Origin of the sequence: Pseudomonas sp. CP-1 (assembly GCF_021213715.1) — a bacterium.
In the GTDB taxonomy this organism is placed as follows: domain Bacteria; phylum Pseudomonadota; class Gammaproteobacteria; order Pseudomonadales; family Pseudomonadaceae; genus Pseudomonas; species Pseudomonas aeruginosa.
This window is the reverse complement of the sequence record NZ_JAJQKY010000011.1, coordinates 123,830-139,651: the sequence shown is the minus strand read 5'-3', so window position 1 is coordinate 139,651 and position 15,822 is coordinate 123,830. Positions and strand designations below refer to the sequence as shown.

16 protein-coding genes and 2 tRNA genes are annotated in these 15,822 nt (G+C 65.2%); 9 read left to right on the top strand and 9 right to left on the bottom strand.

Features of this window, described 5'->3' with window-relative positions; all coding sequences use genetic code 11:
- The first annotated feature begins 2 nt into the window (after positions 1-2).
- Both LT948_RS21330 and LT948_RS21325 read left to right on the top strand, forming a co-directional pair.
- Positions 3-998: an ABC transporter ATP-binding protein gene (locus LT948_RS21330; protein WP_003091590.1), complete on the top strand. Its 996-nt coding sequence runs from the start codon at positions 3-5 to the stop codon at positions 996-998.
- Positions 998-1,648 (top strand): HAD family hydrolase, encoded by a 651-nt coding sequence (locus tag LT948_RS21325; protein WP_003091591.1) that lies wholly within the window; start codon positions 998-1,000, stop codon positions 1,646-1,648. The genes LT948_RS21330 and LT948_RS21325 overlap by 1 nt, the downstream gene beginning before the upstream one ends.
- Positions 1,649-1,714: 66 nt before the next feature.
- On the opposite strand, the gene LT948_RS21320 is transcribed toward LT948_RS21325, so the two are convergent.
- Entirely contained in the window at positions 1,715-2,677 is a 963-nt protein-coding gene (locus LT948_RS21320; RefSeq protein ID WP_034084526.1) for an NAD(P)H-quinone oxidoreductase, read from the bottom strand.
- A gap of 129 nt (positions 2,678-2,806) precedes the next feature.
- Here LT948_RS21320 and LT948_RS21315 point away from each other — a divergent pair, with 129 nt between their 5' ends.
- Entirely contained in the window at positions 2,807-4,903 is a 2,097-nt protein-coding gene (locus LT948_RS21315) for a carboxy terminal-processing peptidase (protein ID WP_003091593.1), read from the top strand.
- A 95-nt stretch (positions 4,904-4,998) separates the two neighbouring features.
- The gene (locus tag LT948_RS21310) at positions 4,999-6,747 is read left to right on the top strand and encodes a bifunctional diguanylate cyclase/phosphodiesterase (protein WP_023095344.1); all 1,749 of its coding nucleotides are present in this window, start codon (positions 4,999-5,001) and stop codon (positions 6,745-6,747) included.
- 13 nt (positions 6,748-6,760) lie between these two features.
- Here LT948_RS21310 and LT948_RS21305 read toward each other — a convergent pair whose 3' ends face one another.
- From LT948_RS21305 to LT948_RS21295, 3 genes are read right to left on the bottom strand one after another with little or no spacing between them, the layout of a single operon-like run.
- The gene (locus LT948_RS21305; RefSeq protein ID WP_003109166.1) at positions 6,761-7,240 is read right to left on the bottom strand and encodes a sel1 repeat family protein; all 480 of its coding nucleotides are present in this window, start codon (positions 7,238-7,240) and stop codon (positions 6,761-6,763) included.
- Entirely contained in the window at positions 7,230-7,595 is a 366-nt protein-coding gene (locus LT948_RS21300; protein ID WP_003114793.1) for a hypothetical protein, read from the bottom strand. Before LT948_RS21300 ends, LT948_RS21305 begins: the two co-directional genes overlap by 11 nt.
- A gap of 2 nt (positions 7,596-7,597) precedes the next feature.
- The gene (locus LT948_RS21295) at positions 7,598-7,909 is read right to left on the bottom strand and encodes a helix-turn-helix domain-containing protein (RefSeq protein WP_003114792.1); all 312 of its coding nucleotides are present in this window, start codon (positions 7,907-7,909) and stop codon (positions 7,598-7,600) included.
- A 103-nt stretch (positions 7,910-8,012) separates the two neighbouring features.
- Here LT948_RS21295 and LT948_RS21290 point away from each other — a divergent pair, with 103 nt between their 5' ends.
- Positions 8,013-8,759, top strand: coding sequence for a substrate-binding periplasmic protein (locus tag LT948_RS21290; protein ID WP_003091598.1), 747 nt, complete (start codon positions 8,013-8,015; stop codon positions 8,757-8,759).
- Here the strand turns inward: LT948_RS21290 and LT948_RS21285 are convergent.
- From LT948_RS21285 to LT948_RS21270, 4 genes are all read right to left on the bottom strand, one after another.
- Positions 8,747-9,178: a YkvA family protein gene (locus tag LT948_RS21285; protein ID WP_003091599.1), complete on the bottom strand. Its 432-nt coding sequence runs from the start codon at positions 9,176-9,178 to the stop codon at positions 8,747-8,749. The genes LT948_RS21290 and LT948_RS21285 overlap by 13 nt on opposite strands.
- Before the next feature lie 370 nt (positions 9,179-9,548).
- Positions 9,549-10,310 (bottom strand): FKBP-type peptidyl-prolyl cis-trans isomerase, encoded by a 762-nt coding sequence (locus LT948_RS21280; protein ID WP_003091600.1) that lies wholly within the window; start codon positions 10,308-10,310, stop codon positions 9,549-9,551.
- Between the two features lie 256 nt (positions 10,311-10,566).
- Positions 10,567-10,643 (bottom strand) — tRNA-Asp (locus tag LT948_RS21275).
- Positions 10,644-10,659: 16 nt separating this feature from the next.
- A tRNA-Val gene (locus LT948_RS21270) sits at positions 10,660-10,735 on the bottom strand.
- A gap of 164 nt (positions 10,736-10,899) precedes the next feature.
- Here LT948_RS21270 and rdgC point away from each other — a divergent pair.
- From rdgC to LT948_RS21250, 4 genes are all read left to right on the top strand, one after another.
- Positions 10,900-11,820, top strand: a complete 921-nt coding sequence (rdgC, locus tag LT948_RS21265; protein WP_003091601.1) for a recombination-associated protein RdgC — start codon at positions 10,900-10,902, stop codon at positions 11,818-11,820.
- Positions 11,821-11,906: 86 nt separating this feature from the next.
- On the top strand, positions 11,907-12,842 hold the full coding sequence (locus LT948_RS21260; RefSeq protein WP_003452887.1) for a bile acid:sodium symporter family protein: 936 nt from the start codon (positions 11,907-11,909) through the stop codon (positions 12,840-12,842).
- A gap of 139 nt (positions 12,843-12,981) precedes the next feature.
- Positions 12,982-13,296: a quaternary ammonium compound efflux SMR transporter SugE gene (sugE, locus tag LT948_RS21255; protein ID WP_003091603.1), complete on the top strand. Its 315-nt coding sequence runs from the start codon at positions 12,982-12,984 to the stop codon at positions 13,294-13,296.
- Between the two features lie 214 nt (positions 13,297-13,510).
- Positions 13,511-13,720, top strand: coding sequence for a cold-shock protein (locus tag LT948_RS21250; protein WP_003091604.1), 210 nt, complete (start codon positions 13,511-13,513; stop codon positions 13,718-13,720).
- 60 nt (positions 13,721-13,780) lie between these two features.
- On the opposite strand, the gene LT948_RS21245 is transcribed toward LT948_RS21250, so the two are convergent.
- Positions 13,781-15,655 carry an MFS transporter gene (locus LT948_RS21245; RefSeq protein ID WP_003117607.1) on the bottom strand — a complete coding sequence of 625 codons (1,875 nt, stop codon included), beginning with the start codon at positions 15,653-15,655 and terminating at the stop codon, positions 13,781-13,783.
- Between the last annotated feature and the right edge of the window lie 167 nt (positions 15,656-15,822).

The window sequence follows — 15,822 nt, the reverse complement described above, 5'->3', positions numbered from 1 at the left end:
TCATGTCGTTCGTCAGCGTCGAACAGCTCGACAAGAGCTACGGTGCCACCAGCATCTTCCGCGATATCGACTTCGCCGCCGCCCGCGGCGAGTTCGTCACCCTGCTCGGCCCCAGCGGCTGCGGCAAGTCCACCCTGCTGCGTTGCATCGCCGGGCTGACCGAGGTCGACAGCGGGCGCATCCTCATCGACGGCGAGGATGTGGTGCCTTTGCCGCCGCAGAAGCGCGGGATCGCCATGGTGTTCCAGAGCTACGCGCTGTTCCCCAACATGACCGTGCAACAGAACGTCGCCTTCGGCCTGCGCATGCAGAAGGTGCCGGCGGCGGAACTGAAGCAGCGGGTCGCCGAAGCCATCGAACTGGTGGAACTGGGCGAGTACGCCGCACGCTACCCGCACCAGCTCTCCGGCGGCCAGTGCCAGCGCGTGGCGCTGGCCCGCTCGCTGGTGACGCGCCCGCGCCTGCTGCTGCTCGACGAGCCGCTGTCAGCCCTCGACGCGCGCATCCGCAAGCACCTGCGCGAACAGATCCGCCGCATCCAGCAGGAGCTGGGGCTGACCACGGTGTTCGTCACCCATGATCAGGAAGAAGCGCTGACCCTGTCCGACCGCATCGTCCTGATGAACGCCGGACGCATCGTCCAGAGCGGCGACGCGGAGACCCTCTACACCGCGCCGGAAAACGCCTTCGCCGCCGGCTTCATCGGCAACTACAACCTGCTCGACGCCGAACAGGCCAGCCGCCTGCTCGGCCAGCCCTGCGCGCACCAGGTGGCGATCCGCCCGGAATCCCTGCGCCTGGGCAACGAACCGAGCGAAGGCGTGCCGGCGCTGGTACGCTCGCACAGTCTGCTCGGCAACGTGATCCGTTACCGCGTCGAGGCCGCCGGGGTGGAACTCACCGTCGACGTCCTCAACCGCAGCGCAGACCGCCTGTATCCGGCCGGCAGTCAGCTGACGCTGGTCATCGATCGCAACAGTATTCGAGAGGTAGCTTGATGAGCCTGGTGATCTTCGACCTGGACGAGACCATGATCCACGGCGACTGCTCCAGCCTGTGGAGCCAGCGCATGGCGAGTCTCGGCTGGGTCGACGAATCCTTCGTCCGCCGCGACGCCGAACTGATGGAGCAGTACGCCGAAGGCAAGCTGTCCATGGACCTGTACATGGACTACACCCTGCAACCGCTGATCGGTCGCAGCGTCGAGGAAGTCGAGCGGGAAGTGGAGGCCTACGTCGAGGAGGTCATCGAGCCGCTGATCTACAGCGACGCCTGCGCCTGCCTGGCGCGCCACCGCAGCGCCAACGACCGGGTGCTGATCGTCTCCGCATCCGGGGTGCACCTGGTCAAGCCGATCGCGGCGCGGATCGGCGTCGACGAAGTCCTCGCCATCGATCTCGAAGTGCTCGACGGACACTACACCGGCCGCACCCTCGGCACCCTCACCTATCGCGAAGGCAAGGTATTGCGTCTGCTCGACCTGCTGGAAGGAGACGATCGCCAACTGGCCGACGCCTGGTTCTATTCGGACTCGCGCAACGACCTGCCGCTGCTGAAGCTGGTCGGCCATCCGAACACGGTCAATCCGGACCCGACCCTGCTCGCCTACGCCAAGGAAATGGGCTGGCCGGTCAACGCCTGGCGCTGACAGGCTCGCCGCGAAAGCGCGGGCGGATCGCGCTTTCCATCGCCTCGACGGTGCCGAAGCGGCTCCTCAGGCCAGCGATGGGTCCACCACCAGCACGACCTTGCCCTGCACCTGGTTGCTCGCCAGCGCCTCGAACGCCGTCTCGGCGTCGCCGATCGGGAAGGTTCGCTCCAGCTGCGCACGGAGTTTCCCGGCGGAGAACAATGGCCAGACCTTCAATCCCAGCTCGGCAATCAGTTGCGCCTTGAACTCGGTATCGCGGGTACGCAGGGTCGAGCCGGTCAACTGGATGCGCTTGCCTAGCAGTTGTGCCAGGTCCAGTTGTGCCTCGCGGCCGCCCATCAGGCCGATGATCACCCAGCGCCCGTCGCTCCGCAGCAGCTCCAGGTTCAACCCGGCATAGCGGGCACCGACCGGGTCGAGGATCACGTCGAACGGGGCGAAATCGCGCAGCGATTCCAGGCTCTGCTTGCGCAGCGCGCCACCGGCGGCGCCCAGGGATTCGCAGTAGGCCAGGCGTTCGGCAGAACCGACGCTGACCCAGCAGGGGTTGCCGAACGCCTTGCACAGTTGGATGCCGGCCGAACCGACGCCGCTGGCGCCGGCGTGCAGCAGCACTTTCTCGCCGGGCTGCAACGCCGCCAGTTGGAACAGGTTCAGCCAGGCCGTGGCGTAGACCTCCGGAATCCCCGCCGCCTCCGCCAGGCTCAGCCCTGCCGGGACCGGCAGTACGTGGCGCGCGTCCACCACCACTTCCTCGGCCATGCCGCCGCCGGCGAGCAGCGCGCAGACCCGGTCGCCGACCTGCCAGGTGCTGCCCGCGCCCACCTCGCTGACCACACCCGCACACTCGAGCCCCAGCGCCGGGCTGGCGCCGGGTGGCGGCGGGTAGAGCCCGGCCTTCTGCAACAGGTCGGCGCGGTTGAGTCCGGCGGCCGCCACGCGGATGCGGATTTCGCCCTGACCGCAGGACGGGGCGGCGATTTCCGACCACTCGACACGACCTTCGATACCTTGCAATGCGTTCACGCTGCCTCCATAGTGGGGTTGTCACGGCCCGATCACCCAGAGTCGGGCTTTTTGCATTGCGCCAAGGGAACCCGGCGCCGGCTAATAAGGCCTAATATGCGTCATTACTCCGCGATCAGTCGAATCAGCATGAAGCGTTTTCTGCCCCGTACCGCCCTGTTGCTCCTCCTCGGCGCCAGTTCGCTGCCGCTGTTCGCCTCGACCGCCGTCTCCGTCGGCAGCGCCCAGAATTCCTGGGACAGCCTGCAGCCGGACCGCGAGCAGGTCATCGCCAGCCTCAACGTGGTGGAGCTGCTCAAGCGGCACCACTACAACAAGCCGCCGCTGAACGATGAACGCTCGGCCAAGATCTACGACAGCTACCTGAAGATGCTCGATCCGGCGCGGATGTACTTCACCGCCGGCGACATCGCCGAGTTCGATCGCTGGCGCAACAGGTTCGACGACTTCCTCAAGAGCGGCGATCTCGATCCCGGCTTCGTCATCTACAAGCGTCACCTCGACCGCCTGAAAGGCCGTCTCGACTACGCCCTGGCGATGCTCGACAAGGGCGTCGACAAGATCGACTTCAGCGTCGACGAGAGCCTGCTGATCGACCGCGAGAAGGCCCCCTGGGCGAAGGACACCGCAGAGCTCGACGACCTCTGGCGCAAGAAGGTGAAGGACGAGGTCCTGCGCCTGAAGATCACCGGCAAGGACGACAAGGCGATCCAGGAACAGCTCACCAAGCGCTACAAGAACCAGCTGTCGCGCCTGAAGCAGACCCGCAGCGAAGACATCTTCCAGGCCTACATCAACGCCTTCGCCCAGTCCTACGATCCGCACACCCAGTACCTGTCGCCGGACAACGCGGAAAACTTCGACATCAACATGAGCCTCTCGCTGGAAGGCATCGGCGCGGTGCTGCAGAGCGACAACGACTACGTCAAGGTCGTACGCCTGGTGCCGGCCGGCCCGGCGGCGAAGAGCAAGCAGATCGCCACCTCCGACAAGATCATCGGCGTCGCCCAGGGCAAGGGCGAAATGGTCGACGTGGTCGGCTGGCGCCTGGATGAAGTGGTCAAGCTGATCCGTGGGCCGAAAGGCTCCCAGGTACGCCTGGAAGTGATTCCGGCGAGCAACGCGCCGAACGACCAGACCAGCAAGATCGTCGCCATCACCCGCGAGGCGGTGAAGCTGGAGGACCAGGCGGCGAAGAAATCCATCATCAAGGTCGACCACGAAGGCCGCAGCTACAAGCTCGGCGTGATCGACCTGCCGGCCTTCTACCTGGACTTCAAGGCCTACCGCGCCGGCGACCCGAACTACAAGAGCACCACCCGCGACGTGAAGAAGCTGGTCGCCGAATTGCAGAAGGACAAGGTCGACGGCATCGTCCTCGACCTGCGCAACAACGGCGGCGGCTCCCTGCAGGAAGCCACCGAGCTGACCGGCCTGTTCATCGACCAGGGCCCGACCGTGCTGGTGCGCAACAGCGACGGCCGCGTCGACGTGCTCAACGACGACGAAGGCAAGGCCTTCTATACCGGCCCGCTGGCGGTGCTGGTCAACCGTCTCTCGGCCTCCGCCTCGGAGATCTTCGCCGGCGCCATGCAGGACTACCACCGCGCGCTGATCCTCGGTGGACAGACCTTCGGCAAGGGCACCGTGCAGACCATCCAGCCGCTCAACCACGGCGAACTGAAGCTGACCCTGGCGAAGTTCTACCGTGTCTCCGGGCAGAGCACCCAGCACCAGGGCGTGATCCCGGACATCAGCTACCCGTCCATCGTCGACGACAAGGAAATCGGCGAAAGCGCCCTGCCCGACTCGATGCCCTGGGACACCATCCGCCCGGTGGTGAAGGACGAGGCCAACCCGTTCAAGCCGTTCCTCGCGCAACTCAAGGCCCAGCACGACGCGCGCACCGAGAACAACGCCGACTTCGTCTACGCCCGCGAGCGCCTGGCGCTGGCACAGGAGCTGATGAAGGAGAAGACCGTCAGCCTGAACGAGGCCAAGCGCCGCGCCCAGCAGACCAGCATCGAGAACCGCCAGTTGGCCATGGAGAACGCCCTGCGCAAGTCCAAGGGCCAGGAGCCGCTGAAGGAACTCAAGCGCGAGGACGAGAACGCCCTGCCGGAAGAGGACGACAAGACCAAGCCGCAGGACGACGCCTACCTCACCGAGTCCGGGCACATCCTGCTGGACTACCTGAACCTCAACTCGGCGGTGGCCAAGCACTGAGTTCAGCGGGAGCGTCATAAAACAGTCATGGGACTGTCGTGAAATACGGGGCCGGTTGCACAACCGGCCCTTTTTCATTGCGACGAGAGCGTTCCATGACCGTCACCGAGCAGTTGAGCGCCCTGGACAGCATCCTGGCCCACGGCGACCTGCACTGCCTGTTCCAGCCCATCCTCTCGCTTTCCGAACGACGCCTGGTCGGCTACGAAGCGCTGACCCGCGGTCCGTCCAACAGCCCGCTGCACTCGCCCCTGGCGTTGTTCGCCGTGGCCCGCCAATGCGGACGGCTGAGCGAACTGGAACTACTCTGCCGACAACGCGCCTTCAGCCGCTTCCGCGACATCCAGGGCGACGCCATGCTGTTCCTCAACGTCTCCCCGGAGTCCCTCCTCGAGGCCGGTCATCCGCCCGGCCGCACCCTGCAATTGCTGCAACAGCTGGGGATCTCGCCGAACCGGGTGGTGATCGAACTGACCGAGCAGACCCCCATCGACGACTTCGACCTGCTCGACACCGCGCTGCACCACTATCGCGCCATGGGCTTCTCCATCGCCCTCGACGACCTCGGCGCTGGCTACTCCAGCCTGCGCCTGTGGTCGGAACTGCGTCCGGACTACGTGAAGATCGACCGCCACTTCGTCGACGGCATCCACCTGGACACCGTGAAACGCGAGTTCGTCGGCTCCATCCTGAAGATGGCCCGAGCCTCTCGCGCCCAGGTCATCGCCGAAGGCATCGAACTGCCCGAGGAACTGGCGGTGCTTAGCGAGATGGGGGTCGACCTGGTGCAAGGCTATCTGTTCGGCCGCCCGCAGGAACACCCGGCGAGCGACGTACAACAGATGCTGCCCAGCGCTGGCGCCCCCAGCCAGTCTTCCAGCGACGAGCACGGCGACCTGCGTGCGCTGCTGCTGGAACAGCGCGCGGTCGACGTTCGCACCTCGACCCAGGAAGTGGTGGAAATCTTCCGCCGCCAGGCCAACCTGAACTCCCTGGCGATCCTCGACGAAGAGGGGCGTCCCATCGGCATCGTCCATCGCCACGCGCTCACCGACGCCTTGCTCCGGCCCTTCGCCTGCGACCTGTTCCTGCGCAAGCCGATCAGCCGCCTGATGAGCGACGATTTTCTCGCCGTGGAACTCGGCCAGACCCTGCAGCAGGTCAGCCGCCTGCTGACCAGCCGCGCACGCCAGCGTATCGAGGAAGATTTCATCGTCACCCGCGGCGGGCACTATGCGGGCATGGGCCGGGTGATCGACGTGCTCAGGCTGATCACCGAGGAAAAGCTCCAGCAGGCGCGGCACGCCAATCCGCTCACCTTGCTTCCCGGCAACGTGCCGATCCAGCAATGCCTCGAACGCCTGCTGCAACAAAGGCGCGAGGCGGTGATCTGCTACATCGACGTCGACAGCTTCAAACCCTTCAACGATCTCTACGGCTACGCCCGCGGCGACGAGGTCCTGCTGTGCCTGGCACAGTGCCTGAGCGAACGGATCGACCCCGGCAGCGACTTCGTCGGCCATATCGGCGGTGACGACTTCATGCTGGTGCTCGGCCCCGAGGACTGGCGCACACGGATCGACCGGTTGCTGGAAACCTTCCAGAGCCAATGCCGGCGCTTCTACAGCCGCGAGCACCTGGAAGCCGGCTGTTTCGTTGCGCACAACCGCCATGGCCAGCGCGAGGAGTACCCGCTGCTGTCATTGTCCGTCGGCGTGGTGCATCTACCGGCCGAAGCCTGCCAGGGAATGGATGCCGCGCACCTGGCGACGCTGGCCTCCGAGGCCAAGCGCCAGGCCAAGGCGGTGCCAGGCTACAGCCTGCACCTGATCGAGGCCGCCTGAACCGTTCGTTCAGCTAGAGACCGAGCGCGGACGCCCGTTGCGCATAGTGCTCGGCGCGCTCGCTGTCCGGCGCCAGGCCCGGGCCTCCATCGCGGTAGAGTTCCGCCAGCTTGCGCGCCGCCAGCGGGTGGCCCGCCTCTGCCGCTAGTGCCCAGTGGCGGCTGGCTGCCAGCGCGTCGGGCGCTTGCCGGCTGTCGCCCTTGAGCGCCTGCACGCCGAGCTGGTAGGCCGCTTTCCCATCGCCCGCGCTGGCAGCCAGGCGCAGCAGGCGCAGGCCCTCCTCGCGCGCGCCGAAGCCCTGTCCACGGAACAGCAGCAGGTGACCGTAGAACGCCTGGGCGTCGCGGTGTCCGAGGTTGGCCATGCGCGAGAACTGCCCCTGCATCCACTGCCAGGCTCGCGGCTGCTTGACCAGCCAGGGCCAGCCCAGCAACTGCCGGGCCACGCCGTAACCGAGGCGGGCGCGCAGGCGCCAGATCCATTCAGAGTTCATCGGGATACTCGAATTCGAAGACACGGACCACTTCCGCCGCATGCCAGCCAGCCGCGGCCGGGCCGTCCGGCGGACCGGAAAAACGCCCGAGGCGCTCCACGCACTCGAAGAAACCGGTGCGTGGCAAGCGGCTTGCGCCCTGGCTGATGACCAGCGAACTGCGCAACGGACGCCCCGAGCGCGCATCCAGCGATGCCAGGTGCTCGAGAGCCGCGGTGAGGGTGGTCATCGCCGGAGTCGGCAGTTGCAGGCGCTCGATCAGCGCCCGGTAGGTGAGCAGATGACGCTGGCGACGCGCATCTTCGATTTCCAGCAGCAGGCTATCCCAGTGTTTACGGCTGATCAGCACACTCAAGGTCAGGCCCCCGTCGCTTTGCCCAGCACACGCTCCAGGGCGAACAGGATGGCCTCGCTGGCCTCGCGTTCGCCGCGTTCGATCATCGCCATGTAGGAAGGACTGATACCGACCTCCCGGGCCACCTGTTCCAGGCTCAGGCCGCGCGCCTCGCGGCGCTCCAGCAGACTCGCGGAAGGCGGCGCCGGCGCGGTCGTCTCCACCGCGACACTGGCGGCCGGGCGACCGGCGGCGGCCAGCAACGCCTGGTATTCGGCCCAGGGCAACACCGCGTATTCCGCCTCGCCGTCTCGCGTGATCACTTGGACATTCATGTCGGTCTCCTTGCAAGCCGCCATCTTATCAGGCACCGCGCCGCTGCGGACTGGCTATACTGCTGCCCTGGTCACACAGTCTGCCTGGTGGAGGAGCCCACGGGTGCGCCGGAGAAGTCTTGGTTTGTGCATCCTGCTGGGAGTCGGACAGGCCTTCGCCGGCGAGCTGCGCTGGGGCTTCAGCCCCGCCGACGGCATGCCCTACGTGGACATCGTCGATCACCAGCTGCAAGGCGGCTTCACCCGCCAGTTGGGGGAGCGGGTCGCGCAGCGGCTGGGATTGTCGCTGCGTTTCGTGGAAACGCCGAACCGAAGGATCGACGGCTTCATGGCCAGCGGACATATTCACGTGATCTGCAACTCCAACCCCGGATGGGATAGCAAACCCGAACGCTACCATTGGTCTCCTGCCCTCTTCGAAGAGCAGGACGTCCTGCTGCAGCGCGACGACCGTCCGGCGATCCGCGACTTCGCCGAGCTGCGCGGCAAGACCCTGGGTACAAGTCTAGGCTATGTCTACGCGGACGATCTCATGCAGGCCTTCGCTGCCGGGGAAATTCGCCGCGAAGATACCCGCGACCTGGCCAGTCGCGTGCAGATGCTTAAGCGTTCGCGCCTGGACGCCGCAGTGGACATGCGCCGCCCGCTGCTCTACCTGACGCGCCAGCATCCCGAGCTGGGCCTGAGCGTCAGTCCGCTGGTACTGCAGAGCTATCGGATGCACTGCATCTATGGCGGACAACTGCCGGTCCCCGTCGAAAGTATGGACCGGGTGCTCGACGAGATGGTCAGGGACGGCAGCATCGAGCGCCTGCTGGAAAACAGCCTGCGAACCCCTCAGGAACCCTGAACGCGCTCCGCCCTGGGAGCCGGCAGCTCTCGCAGCGCCTGCTGCGTCTCGACGGCCTGGGCGTCGCGCCAGACCTTGAAGGCATCCAGCTCGGACTGCCAGCGACGCACTACCCAGGCCAGGACGGCGAGATCGTCGAGCAGGCCGACACCGAAGATGAAGTCGGGGACGATATCCACCGGCGAAAGGAAATAGGCCAGCGCCGCGATCACCGAGAGCAACGCCTGGCGGCTGAGTCCGCGGTATTCGCCGCGAACCCAGGCCACCAGCAGTTCCTGCAGCAGGCGCAGGTCGCTCTTCACCAGCTTCAGGCGCGAGCGCTTGCGTGCTACCGCAATCAACAAGGCGGGCACCCGGCCACGGGCCAGGAAACGTTCCGCGATCCCCAGGTAACGACTGAATCCTCGTGGTGCATCCATCCTTCCACCTCGCTCAAGCGCTTGCCGCCGAGGCTCTCCGGGTTATCCACGCATACTGTGGATAACCTTGTGAACAGCCCCCCCTTCCGTCGGCGAGAGGCCCGTCGCTACAGGCTTTCCGACAGATCGGACACTTTTTAGACAATGCTCTAAAAGCATTGAAAATCAAGGGTTTGACCTAGCGCAACGGACAACCCGAGGTCAATACCGTAGGTCGGGTCGACGTGCGACAAATGTGTGCATAAGGGTAACACCGGCCGTGCCCTCGACCTGTTTTTCAGACCCTCGCGGCAGCGCCTGGGTTCAGCCGAATCCGCAAATGAAAACGCCCCGTCATGGACGGGGCGTTTCATGCATCGCGGCGGAAGAATTACTTCTTCGCGTCCGCCTTGGCTTCGGGCTGCGCTGCGGCACCGGCCTCGGGCTCCGCGTCCGGCTTGGACGGATCCTTGATGCCGAGCAGTTCCATGTCGAAGACCAGTACCGAGTTGGCCGGGATCGCCGGGCTCGGGCTCTGCGCGCCGTAGGCCAGCTCGCTGGGGATGTACAGCTTGATCTTCTCGCCGACATGCATCAGTTGCAGGGCTTCGACCCAACCCGGGATCACGCCGCTGACCGGCAGGTCGATCGGGCTGCCGCGCTCGATGGAGCTGTCGAAGACGGTGCCATCGGTCAGGCGGCCTTCGTAGTGGACGGTCACCACGTCGGTGGCCTTCGGTTGCGGGCCATCGGCCTTCTTCACGATTTCGTACTGGAGGCCGGAAGCGGTGGTGGTCACGCCGTCGCGCTTGCCGTTTTCCTCGAGGAACTTCTTGCCGGCCTTGGCGTTTTCGTCGCCGATGGCGGCCATGCGCTCCTCGGCACGTTTCTGCAGGAAGGCGAAGGCTTCGGTCAGCTCTTCATCGGTGAGCTGCTGCTTCTTCTTGCCGAGGGCGTCCTCGATGCCCTTGGCGACGGCTTTCGAATCCAGGTCGTCCATGCCTTCCTGGGACAGGCTCTTGCCCATGTTCAGGCCGATACCATAGGAAGCTTTCTGCGCCGGGGTCTTCAACTCAACGTTGGTCTGCGAATCGCAGCCGGAGAGAACCAGACCGACCAGTGCGATCGCTGCTGCCAACCGATGTTGTTTCATGCTGAGTCCTTTAATCTGTTCGCCGCTCGGGCATATTCGATGAAGCCGCGAGCTTAGCAGGCTGTCGCGACCAGTGGCTATGGGCAATAGGAACAGGTGCGCGCGGATAAGTTCAAGGCCGAACTTTTCGAAAAATGAAGGAGATAGCAGAACGAACGCGTGGAACGAGGACAGAAGAACAGCGGAAAGGAAGCGTCGAAAAACGTCGAATTATGAAGCGGTAAGGAAGCGCAAGAGATACAGCGAAGGAAGGAAATGGCGCAGCGGACGGGACTCGAACCCGCGACCCCCGGCGTGACAGGCCGGTATTCTAACCGACTGAACTACCGCTGCGCGTAACTTGCGAGATTGGTGGGTGATGACGGGATCGAACCGCCGACCCTCTGCTTGTAAGGCAGATGCTCTCCCAGCTGAGCTAATCACCCTTCACTCTCGAAGTGGGGCGCATTCTACGGAGCGATTCGGCCCCTGGCAAGCCCCTCGATGAAAAAAATTTTCTGCCGTTCCAAGGAGTTAGCGACGGACCGGGGTTGGCCTGAGCCGCCAGCGGCGGAATAATGGGTCCTTTGTGCCCGGAGAGAACGACCCCATGTGGTTCCGCAATCTGCTCGTCTACCGCCTCACCCAGGATCTGCAACTGGATGCCGATTCCCTCGAGAAAGCCCTCGGCGAAAAACCCGCCCGCCCCTGCGCTAGCCAGGAGCTGACCACCTACGGCTTCACCGCGCCGTTCGGCAAAGGCCCGGACGCACCGCTGGTACACGTCAGCCAGGACTTCTTCCTGATCTCGGCACGCAAGGAAGAGCGCATCCTGCCGGGCAGCGTCGTGCGTGACGCACTGAAGGAAAAGGTCGACGAGATCGAAGCCCAGCAGATGCGCAAGGTCTACAAGAAGGAACGCGACCAGTTGAAGGACGAGATCGTCCAGACCCTGCTGCCGCGCGCCTTCATCCGCCGCTCCAGCACCTTCGCCGCGATCGCGCCGAGCCTCGGCCTGATCCTGGTCGACTCGGCCAGCGCGAAGAAGGCCGAAGACCTGCTCTCGACGCTGCGCGAAGCGCTCGGCTCCCTGCCGGTACGCCCGCTGAGCGTGAAGGTCGCGCCGACCGCGACCCTCACCGACTGGGTCAAGACCCAGGAAGCCGCCGGCGACTTCCACGTGCTCGACGAATGCGAACTGCGCGACACCCACGAGGACGGCGGCGTGGTCCGTTGCAAGCGCCAGGACCTGACCAGCGAGGAAATCCAGCTGCATCTCACCGCCGGCAAGCTGGTCACCCAGTTGTCCCTGGCCTGGTCGGACAAGCTGTCCTTCGTCCTCGACGACAAGCTGGCGGTCAAGCGCCTGCGCTTCGAAGACCTGCTGCAGGAGCAGGCGGAAAAGGACGGCGGCGAAGACGCCCTCGGCCAGCTCGATGCCAGCTTCACCCTGATGATGCTGACCTTCGCCGAATTCCTTCCGGCGCTCTTCGAGGCCCTCGGCGGCGAAGAAATCCCCCAGGGCGTCTGACGCCCCGCTCTCCCGGCGGCGCCCGCCGCTGGGAGAGTCGCGCCCGGCATGGCAGACTGGCGGCCGTCCAATAACAAGGAAAGCCCATGCGTGCCCTGACCGCCCTGAGCCGTTTCGTCAGCGCCAGCTTCCCGTTCTGGGTCCTGCTGTTCGCCATCCTCGCCTTCTTCCGGCCGGCCTGGTTCCTCCCGCTCACCGTCGCCATCGCGCCGCTGCTCGGCCTGGTGATGTTCGGCATGGGCCTGACGCTCAAGGGCGAAGACTTCCGCGAGGTCGCCCGGCACCCCATACGGGTGCTGATCGGCGTGCTGGCCCAGTTCGTCATCATGCCCGGCCTGGCCTGGTTGCTCTGTCGCCTGTTGCAGTTGCCGGCGGAGATCGCGGTGGGCGTGATCCTGGTCGGCTGCTGCCCCGGCGGCACCGCTTCCAACGTGATGACCTGGCTGTCCCGTGGCGATGTCGCCCTGTCGGTGGCGATCACCTCGGTGACCACCCTGCTCGCCCCGCTGGTCACGCCGGCGCTGGTCTGGCTGCTGGCTTCGGCCTGGCTGCCGGTGTCGTTCGCGGCGATGTTCCTGTCGATCCTCCAGGTGGTGCTGGTGCCCATCGCCCTCGGCCTGCTGGCACAGCGCCTGCTCGGCGAGCGCACCCGGCAGGTGGCGGAGGTGCTGCCGCTGGTCTCGGTATTCAGCATCGTGGTGATCATCGCCGCGGTGGTGGCCGCCAGCCAGGCGCGGATCGCCGAGTCCGGCCTGCTGATCATGGCCGTGGTGATGCTGCACAACGGCTTCGGCCTGTCGCTCGGCTATCTCACCGGCAAGCTGACCGGCATGCCGCTGGCGCAGCGCAAGGCCCTGGCCATCGAAGTCGGCATGCAGAACTCGGGGCTCGGCGCGGCGCTGGCCAACGCCCACTTCTCGCCCCTGGCAGCGGTGCCCAGCGCGCTGTTCAGCGTCTGGCACAATCTCTCCGGTTCGCTGCTGGCCGCCCTGTTCCGGCGCATGGAAGATACGCCGCGTTGAGCTGGATCCCGGTCGGGAAGCCTTGTCCCGACCGATGAACCATGCAAAATACCGCACGCAGTGAGGACGACCTCACCACCCGCCTCCGGCCGGTGACCGAATGGGGACGGCCCCGCCACCCGTTGCCCTGGAGATCGCCATGTCCTGGATCATCCTGTTTTTCGCCGGCCTGTTCGAAGTGGGCTGGGCCGTTGGTCTGAAATACACCGAAGGCTTCAGCAAGCCGCTTCCCACGGTCCTCACGGCGCTCGCCATGCTGGTCAGCCTGGGCCTGCTCGGCCTGGCCATGAAGCACCTGCCGCTGGGCACCGCCTATGCCGTCTGGACCGGGGTCGGCGCGGTCGGCACGGTAATCGCCGGGATCGTCCTGTTCGGCGAATCCATGGCATTGCTGCGCCTGGCCAGCGTCGCGCTGATCGTCTGCGGACTGGTCGGCCTCAAGCTGAGCCATTAGACATCCATCGAATATGCTCCGAGGGGTATCGCTTTCCGCAGTTTTATCGCGTACTCTGCGACCACTGTGCTTGCTTGGGTCACAGTGAATCGTGACCTGGTGTGGTAGATCTCGGTCCGCTCATCGCCTCGGCTCCTCGTACTCTTTGCAACTCAGTACCTACCGGCTCGGATATTTCCGTCGCCGCAATCAACTTTGTTTCAGGAGTTACACCATGTCGAATCGTCAGAACGGCACCGTAAAATGGTTCAACGACGCCAAAGGCTTCGGCTTCATCACCCCGGAAAGCGGTAACGACCTGTTCGTTCACTTCCGTTCCATCCAGGGCACCGGCTTCAAGAGCCTGCAGGAAGGCCAGAAGGTTTCCTTCGTGGTCGTCAACGGCCAGAAAGGCCTGCAAGCCGACGAAGTACAAGTTATCTAACTTGTAGTTCGCCAAAAAAAGCCCCGGCATCGCCGGGGCTTTTTCGTTTCTGCGGATCGATCAGCGAGCTTCGCCGCGCAAGCTCGTCACCCGCGCCTGCAGGTCGAGGCGCTCCACCGCCTCCGGCGCCACCGATTCGCCGGCCACCAGGCTTACCCGCGACCACAGGCGGCGGAAGAAGCCCTTGTTCGGGTCGCGGCTGAAGAAGCTGCCCCACAGACCCTGCAGCGCCATGGGGATCACCGGAACCGGGGTTTCCTCGATGATCCGCTCGATCCCGGCGCGGAACTCATTCATCTCGCCGTCGGCGGTCAGCTTGCCCTCAGGGAAGATGCACACCAGCTCCCCGTCCCTCAGGTAGTCGGCGATGCGCTGGAAGGCGCGTTCGTAGATCCCTTCGTCCTCGTGGCGCGCCGCTATGGGCACCGCGCCGGCGGTGCGGAAGACGAAGTTGAGCACCGGCAGCGAGAAGATCCTGTAGTACATGACGAAGCGCACCGGCCGCCGGATCGAGCCGGCGATCAGCAGCGCGTCCACGTACGAGACGTGGTTGCACACCAGCACCGCCGCTCCCTCGTCCGGGATCGCCTCCAGGTTCACATGCCGGACCCGGTACATGGTGTGGCTGAGCAGCCAGACCAGGAAGCGCATGGTGAACTCCGGGACGATCTTGAAGATGTACACGTTCACCGCGACGTTCATCAGCGACAGAGCGAGAAAAAGCTGCGGGATCGACAGCTTGGCGACGCTGAGGAAGAGGATCGAGACCAGCGCCGCGGCGACCATGAACAAGGCGTTGAGGATGTTGTTGGCGGCGATCACCCGGGCCCGCTTGTCTTCGTCGGTGCGCGCCTGGATCAGGGCGTACAGCGGTACGATGTAGAAGCCGCCGAAAATGCCGATGAACAGGATGTCGGCCAGCACCGCCCAGGTCTCATGGTGGCGCAGCACCGCCAGCCAGTCGTAGGGCGCCTCGCCTGGGGGAATGCCGCCGGCGTGCCACCAGAGGAGGATGCCGAAGACGGTCAGGCCGATCGAGCCGAACGGCACCAGGCCGATCTCCACCTTGCGACCGGAAAGCTTCTCGCACAGCATCGAGCCCAGCGCGATGCCCACCGAGAACACGGTGAGGATCAGGGTCACCACGCTTTCGTCGCCGTGCAGCCATTCCTTGGCGAAGGTCGGGATCTGCGTCAGGTAGACCGCGCCGAGGAACCAGAACCAGGAGTTGCCCACCAGCGAGCGCGAGACCGCCGGGCGCTGGCCGAGCCCCAGGCGGAGGATGCTCCAGGACTGGGCGAAGATGTTCCAGTCGAGCTTCAACCCCGGCAGCGCCGCCGCCGCTCGCGGAATGCCGCGGCTGGCCAGGTAGCCGCAGGCGGCCACCAGCACCACCGCGGTGGCCACCGCCGCCGCGTAATGCGCATGGGACATCAGCACGCCGGCGCCGATGGTGCCGGCCAGGATCGCCAGGAAGGTGCCCATCTCCACCAGCGCGTTGCCGCCGACCAGTTCGTCCTCGTGCAGGTGCTGGGGCAGGATCGAATACTTCACCGGGCCAAATAGCGCCGAGTGGGTGCCCATGGCGAACAGCGCGACGAACATCAGCGGCAGGCTGCCGAAGACGAAGCCGGCGGCGCCGACCAGCATGATGCCCACCTCGGCCAGCTTCAGCGCGCGCATCAGCGCGTCCTTGTTGTACTTCTCGCCGAACTGTCCGCCCAGTGCCGAGAACAGGAAGAACGGCAGGATGAACAGCAGCGCGCAGAGGTTGACCAGCAGGCTGCGGTCGCCGCTGACGCTGAGGTGATAGAGGATGGCGAGGATCAGCGACTGCTTGAAGATGTTGTCGTTGAAGGCGCCGAGCAGCTGGGTGATGAAGAACGGCAGGAAACGCCGCTTGCCCAGCAGGGCGAATTGCGAATGTTGGGTCATCGTCCTTGTTACCTTGCGTGGCCGCCGAAAGGAAGCCCGTCATCGATTGGACTGCATGGACCGCGGATCAGGCCACAGCGTTCCGATGGAAATTCCGCGCCCATCATAGAACAGGCGTCCGCGTTGCCGCAGGACGCCTGTCGTCGGACGATGCGCCAAGTCGCATC